The following is a 3,281-nucleotide window of genomic DNA, read 5'->3' as shown; positions in this document are numbered from 1 at the left end:
TGCTTGGCGAATCGTGAACGAGACATGGCGGCAACACCCGCCAGTGTTTCAAGCGTCCAGGCGGCTTCTGGCCGTTCGTGCATGGCCATCATGGCCTTGGCCAATCGCTCATCGGCGAGCCCGGCCAGCACGCCTTCCTTGACCAGACTGGCCTCCACGGTGTGGCGCAACAGCAAAATGGTGAAGTATTCGACCAACCGGCCAATGGCCGCACTGCGCCCCGAGCGTGATTCGAAAGCCTCGGTAAACAGCAGTTCCAACGTGGGTTGCACACCGGCAATGTCCTGCATTGGTACCAGAAGAAACTGCGGCAGGCCGCGCAAAATCTGCAAGCCCATGCCGGCACCAAAATCAATGAAGCCACAGACGAGGTCGCAACCGGAGGGGTCGTCCACTTCAAAGCGGTGCACGCTCGCCTGGCGGTAAAAGAGCACGGCTGGGGCAACGACTTCCACGGTGTCCCCGCCAGCATGGATGACTCGCAGATTGCCTCGGCGCAGCACATGCAGAATGCCAATACCTCTGTCATTGGTGAAATCCGCCACGCCGCAGAGAGCCCCGCTGTAAAACACATCGGCGCTGAGCGAAAAGCGGGCAAAAAGTGGTGAAAGGCGGTCCATGGCGTGCTTTCGATACGAATGGTGGTGAAAGCGGGACTTTCAGTGCCCGCAAGTATCACCGAAAGAGTGACATTAGGTTCTGTGCAAACCCGCACTCAATTCCTTCAGGAGAATCACATGCCCCGTATCGAAGCCGCCACCACTGCCAACACCCCCGCTGCCTCAGCCATCCTGCTCGAAGGCGTGCAAAAGAAACTGGGCATGGTGCCCAACCTGTTCAAGACCATTGCGCATTCGCCGGCCGCGCTGAAGTTTTATTTCGGCCAGGGTGAGGCATTGGCCACCGGCAAGCTTTCCGCCAGCCTGCGTCACCAGATTGCACTGGTGACGTCGGGTGTCAACAATTGCGACTACTGCGCTTCTGCCCACACCCTCATGGGCAAAGGCACCGGGCTGCAAATCGAGGAATTGACGGTCAACCTGCTGGGTCAATCGGCCGACGCCAAAGTGCAGGCCGCCCTCACGTTTTCCAAATTGGTGCTCGAGAAGCAAGGCCATGTGAGTGCCGGGGATGTGCACGCGGTGAAAGCGGCTGGCTTTGACGATGCCGCCATCATGGAAATCATCGCCAACGTAGCCGCAACGGTCTACACCAACTTGGTCAATAACGCAGCAGGTACGGTCATCGATTTTCCGCTGGTCAAGGCCCGCGTGACCGAGACCGTTTGAACCCCAACACGTGAACACGGCTGGACTGATCCAACCGCTCATCTCAAGAATTTATTGGAGAAATGTATGCAAGTCAAAGACCAATTGAACAAAGCCAAATCGGCTGTCAGCGTGACGCCGCTGGAGGCTAGAGAGGCCATGCTGGGCTGCTTTGTCACCATTCACGGCGAGACCCTCAAACGTGGCGCGCTGCTGATGGGCGAAAAGCTGACGGAGGAAGAGACCGAGCGCCAGGCCCGCGCTTCCATGCGCAGTGTGATGGGCGCCGCCGATTTTGAAAAACCAACGGCTGCCTCGTTGACGGCCGCCAAGGTTCGTATGGATCAAAAAATGAACTTCTCCAAGGCGCCGAAGGACTTGCGTGACATGCATGACCAAGTCTGCAGCATGATTGTGCGCAAGGTCGTCTAAGCCAGAGCGCTGGCAACCAAGCCCTTGAGCTGCGGCAACAAGGTCTGGGCAAACCACGGATTGCGTTTGAGCCAGATGTTGTTGCGTGGGCTGGGGTGCGGCAGGGGAATCACGGCAGGGGCAAATTCCTCCCAGCGTTGCACCGTAAGGGTCACGCTGCTGTTGTTGGATTTGGGTAAATGCCAGGCTTGCGCATACTGACCAATGACCAAAGTGAGTGCGATCTTGGGCATCTGTGCCAGCACTTCTTGTCGCCATCTTGGCGCGCACTCGGGGCGGGGCGGCAAATCGCCTGATGTGCCGGTGCCGGGGTAACAAAATCCCATGGGCACAATCGCCACCTGCGTTGGCTCATAAAACACTTCACGGGGGATGCCCATCCACTCACGCAAACGCTCGCCGCTGGCATCGTCAAAGGGGATGCCACTGTTGTGAACCTTGATTCCAGGAGCCTGCCCGACGACGAGAATCCGTGCCGCCGGATGCACCTGCAGCACCGGGCGCACTCCCAACGGCAGATGCGGTGCGCACAAGGTACAGGATCGCACCTGTTGCAGCAACAGCGACGTCGCGACTGGCAAGTCGATGTCAGCGACCGGCATCAAGAAGTCCCTTGTAGCGCGGTGCCAGGTTTTGGTAGGCACCTGCGACCAGCGCCGACAACAAAGCCTCATCGACTTCAGTCTCTAACTGGTCGGCCGTACCCTTCACGCCAGTGGGTTCGAGTTCAATGTTTTCATCGGTGCGGAATTTGAACCGGGCCTGGCTTCCGCAGTGGTGGCAATAAACGTATTCGTCAGGTTTTTGGTCGCGCCGCACCACGATGGTCGGGCCGCACATGGGGCAGTTCATGATGGGTATGCCGTGATCCGTGTGGCCCACCACATGATCCAAGCGGCCTTCACGGCCCAGGTGGACAAAGCGCGCGCCCAGGTCAGCATCAAATTGCTTGCCGGCTGCCTCTTGAATGATGGACAGGGCTTTCTCCACCGGCATGCCCTTGCGGTAGGGACGGGTGCTGGTCATGGCGTCAAAGGCGTCGCAAATGCCCACAATGCGCGCGATCAGGGGAATGTCTTCACCGCTGAGTCCATCCGGATAGCCGCGTCCATCAGGCATTTCGTGGTGCATCATCACCGCCTCATGGGCCAGAGCCGCCAGAGGGTGGCCGCGCAACAGCCGCGCGCCAATGCGCGGATGGGTCTTGATCAGGGCGTATTCATGGTCATCCAGAGGGCCAGGTTTGTTCAGCACGGCATCCGGAATGCCCACTTTACCAAGATCATGCAAAAAGCCGCCCAATTCAATCTGGGCGACCTCGTCGATTTCCAGTCCCAGGTCCTGCGCCAATAAGCGGGAATATTGCGAGACGCGCCACAGGTGCCCGCCGGTGTAGGGATCGCGTGCTTCCACGATCCAGGCCATGCGATACAGGTTTTCAATAAATGGCGCAAGCAAGCTGGGTACATGATTTGATTTGGTCACAAAAAATCCTTAAATTTATAAAAAAAAGCCGTACACGACCCATCCATAACGTTAGTCGCGCATGACATGTGAATCTTACGCAGACAGCCATTGGTT

General features: G+C 58.0%; 5 protein-coding genes. 2 read left to right on the top strand and 3 right to left on the bottom strand.

Features of this window, described 5'->3' with window-relative positions; all coding sequences use genetic code 11:
• A partial coding sequence (locus WCG50_RS18495) for a cupin domain-containing protein (protein WP_336901069.1) occupies positions 1-620 on the bottom strand: 620 nt, incomplete at its 3' end.
• A 117-nt stretch (positions 621-737) separates the two neighbouring features.
• Here WCG50_RS18495 and WCG50_RS18490 point away from each other — a divergent pair.
• Positions 738-1,289, top strand: a complete 552-nt coding sequence (locus WCG50_RS18490) for a carboxymuconolactone decarboxylase family protein (RefSeq protein ID WP_336901068.1) — start codon at positions 738-740, stop codon at positions 1,287-1,289.
• 66 nt (positions 1,290-1,355) lie between these two features.
• On the top strand, positions 1,356-1,700 hold the full coding sequence (locus tag WCG50_RS18485) for a hypothetical protein (protein WP_336901067.1): 345 nt from the start codon (positions 1,356-1,358) through the stop codon (positions 1,698-1,700).
• Here the strand turns inward: WCG50_RS18485 and WCG50_RS18480 are convergent.
• Together WCG50_RS18480 and WCG50_RS18475 are read right to left on the bottom strand one after the other, a co-directional pair.
• Positions 1,697-2,302: a uracil-DNA glycosylase family protein gene (locus WCG50_RS18480; RefSeq protein ID WP_336901066.1), complete on the bottom strand. Its 606-nt coding sequence runs from the start codon at positions 2,300-2,302 to the stop codon at positions 1,697-1,699. The two genes, WCG50_RS18485 and WCG50_RS18480, sit on opposite strands and share 4 nt — an antisense overlap.
• Entirely contained in the window at positions 2,289-3,185 is an 897-nt protein-coding gene (locus WCG50_RS18475) for an HD domain-containing phosphohydrolase (RefSeq protein WP_336901065.1), read from the bottom strand. The genes WCG50_RS18480 and WCG50_RS18475 overlap by 14 nt, the downstream gene beginning before the upstream one ends.
• Between the last annotated feature and the right edge of the window lie 96 nt (positions 3,186-3,281).

It is taken from the genome of Rhodoferax sp., from assembly GCF_037143375.1.
Classification (GTDB): Bacteria; Pseudomonadota; Gammaproteobacteria; order Burkholderiales; family Burkholderiaceae_C; genus Rhodoferax.
Note: the sequence above shows the minus strand (reverse complement) of the source record. Positions and strands in the feature narration are given on the sequence as shown.